Raw genomic sequence first — 3,037 nt, 5'->3', positions numbered from 1 at the left:
GCTTAAACAGTGCTCAAAAAGCGTAAAAATATTAAGTGTGCTTCAAACAAATAGTTTTGCTATTGGTTGTTGCCGCAAAAATTCCTTACACTATGCGTTACATAATTATTTAATACCTTGAAAATAAACCTCACCGTCACAATATCTGTGATACATGATTTATCTCAGTATCCTTAGTTCAAAACTGGTAGAGACTGACGGCATTAAGAGTAGATCGAAAACGATCTAATAAAGAGAGATTCCTGACACATGATAACTAAGCTACTGACAAAGGTTATTGGCAGTCGCAATGACAGAACGCTGCGCCGCCTTAAAAAAATTGTCAAAGAGATCAACAGCTACGAGCCTACTTTTGAAGCACTAACTGATGAAGAATTAAAAGCCAAAACGGTTGAGTTTCGTCAACGTTTAGAGCAAGGTGAAACCTTAGACCAATTACTTCCTGAAGCATTTGCCACCGTGCGTGAAGCGTCCAAGCGCGTATATGGTATGCGTCACTTCGACGTACAGTTGATCGGCGGTATGGTTCTCAACGCGGGTCAAATCGCAGAAATGCGCACTGGTGAAGGTAAAACGTTAACCGCGACTTTGCCTGCGTATCTCAATGCCTTGCCTGGCAAAGGCGTGCACATTGTTACTGTAAACGATTATCTTGCTAAACGTGACGCAGAAACAAACCGCCCACTGTTTGAATTTTTAGGCATGACGGTCGGTATTAACGTACCCAATATGCCACCACAAGAGAAAAAACTTTCTTATCAAGCCGACATTCTTTACGGAACCAATAACGAGTTTGGTTTCGATTACTTACGCGACAACATGGCTTTCCGTAAAGAAGATCGTGTACAGCGTGAACGTTTCTTTGCCGTAGTCGATGAAGTAGACTCGATTCTTATTGATGAAGCGCGAACGCCGTTGATCATCTCAGGTCCTGCAGAAGATAGTTCTGAGTTGTACATCCGCATTAATACCCTCATTCCACTTCTGCAAAAGCAAGATAAAGAAGATTCTGAAGAGTATCGTGGTGATGGTCACTACACGGTTGACGAAAAATCAAAACAAGTTCATTTGACTGAAACGGGTCAAGAATTTGTTGAAGAGTTGATGGTGAAAAATGGTTTGATGGAAGAGGGCGATACTCTTTATTCACCCACGAACATTAGCTTACTTCACCACGTCAATGCCGCATTGCGTGCGCATGTGTTATTTGAGAAAAACGTTGATTACATCGTGACAGAAGAGGGCGAAGTGGTCATCGTTGATGAGCACACTGGCCGCACCATGCCAGGTCGTCGTTGGTCTGAAGGTTTACACCAAGCTGTCGAGGCGAAAGAAGGTGTTAAAATCCAAAACGAGAACCAGACTCTTGCGTCGATCACCTTCCAAAACTATTTCCGTTTATACGAAAAACTTTCTGGTATGACGGGCACTGCCGATACCGAAGCGTTCGAATTCCAATCGATTTACGGTTTGGAAACCGTGGTGATCCCAACCAATAAACCTATGGTTCGTGATGATATGCCTGATGTGGTGTATCGCACTGAAGCTGAAAAATTTGCGGCGATCATTGAAGACATCAAAGCGCGTGTTGCAAAAGGTCAACCAACGCTAGTCGGTACGGTTTCGATTGAGAAATCTGAACTACTTTCTAATGCGTTGAAGCAAGCTAAAGTGAAACATAACGTGCTTAACGCGAAATTCCATGAAAAAGAAGCCGAAATTGTAGCGCAAGCGGGTATTCCGGGCGCGGTGACGATTGCGACTAACATGGCTGGTCGTGGTACTGATATTGTATTGGGCGGCAGCTGGCAGGCACAAATTGAGCAGCTAGAGAATCCAACACAAGAGCAGATCGATGAGATCAAAGCGAAGTGGAAAGAGGTTCATAACCAAGTGTTAGCCGCTGGTGGTCTGCACATTATTGGTACTGAACGCCACGAATCTCGTCGTATCGATAACCAGTTACGTGGTCGTTCTGGTCGTCAAGGGGATGCGGGTTCTTCACGTTTCTATCTATCGATGGAAGATTCACTGCTGCGTATCTTCACCTCAGATCGTATGGCAAGCCTTATCCAAAGTGGTATGGATGAAGGTGAAGCGATCGAAAGTAAGATGCTTTCTCGCTCGATTGAAAAAGCACAACGTAAAGTCGAAGGACGTAACTTTGATATTCGTAAACAGCTTCTTGAATACGATGATGTTGCTAACGATCAACGTAAAGTAGTTTATGAGCTGCGTGATGAGCTCATGGAAGCAGACGATATCAGCGAAATGATTGAGCAGAATCGTCAAGATGTTCTGACTTCCGTTATTGACGAATACATTCCGCCACAATCACTTGAGGATATGTGGGATGTTAAAGGATTGGAAGATCGTTTGAAAAACGATTTTGATTTAGAGCTGCCATTACAGCAATGGCTAGATGCTGATGATAAATTGTACGAAGAAGCGCTGCGCGAACGTATTCTTGAACAAGCGGTTAGTGTGTATCGTGAAAAAGAGAAAGCGGTTGGGGCTTCTGTTCTGCGTAATTTTGAAAAATCGGTCATGCTACAAACTCTGGATACCTTGTGGAAAGAGCATCTAGCGGCGATGGATCATTTGCGCCAAGGCATCCACCTACGTGGCTATGCGCAGAAAAACCCAAAACAAGAGTACAAGCGTGAGTCATTTGAGCTGTTTGAAGAACTACTGAATTCTTTAAAAACCGATGTGATTACTATCTTGTCGAAGGTGCGCGTACAGCAGCAAGAAGAAGTTGAACGTATGGAAGCACAGCGTCAAGCACAGGCGGAAGAAGCCGCGCGTCGCCAACAGTTCCAGCACCAAAGTGCCGACAGTTCGGTTGCAGATGAAGCTTCTGAAGATCAAGGGCACCAGCCTATGGTTCGTGAAGAGCGTAAAGTTGGTCGTAATGAGCCTTGCCCTTGTGGTAGCGGTAAAAAGTACAAACAGTGCCACGGACAGATCAACTGATCCCTTGAATGATCACCCCAAGAGTCGCTTAGGCGACTCTTTTTTTAACTCAATATTTCTC

1 protein-coding gene is annotated in these 3,037 nt (G+C 44.3%); it reads left to right on the top strand.

All coding sequences use genetic code 11. From position 1 onward, the window contains the following. Positions 1-249 precede the first annotated feature (249 nt). The gene (secA, locus tag B9J87_RS13125; protein WP_013856087.1) at positions 250-2,976 is read left to right on the top strand and encodes a preprotein translocase subunit SecA; all 2,727 of its coding nucleotides are present in this window, start codon (positions 250-252) and stop codon (positions 2,974-2,976) included. Positions 2,977-3,037: the final 61 nt, after the last annotated feature.

The sequence above is a fragment of the Vibrio sp. V19_P1S1T109 genome, from assembly GCF_002241375.1.
Classification (GTDB): Bacteria; Pseudomonadota; Gammaproteobacteria; order Enterobacterales; family Vibrionaceae; genus Vibrio; species Vibrio anguillarum.
Note: the sequence above shows the minus strand (reverse complement) of the source record. Positions and strands in the feature narration are given on the sequence as shown.

Coding starts and splice junctions, on each gene's coding strand:
- secA (WP_013856087.1), top strand. CDS start 250: ATGATAACTAAGCTACTGACAAAGGTTATTGGCAGTCGCAATGACAGA.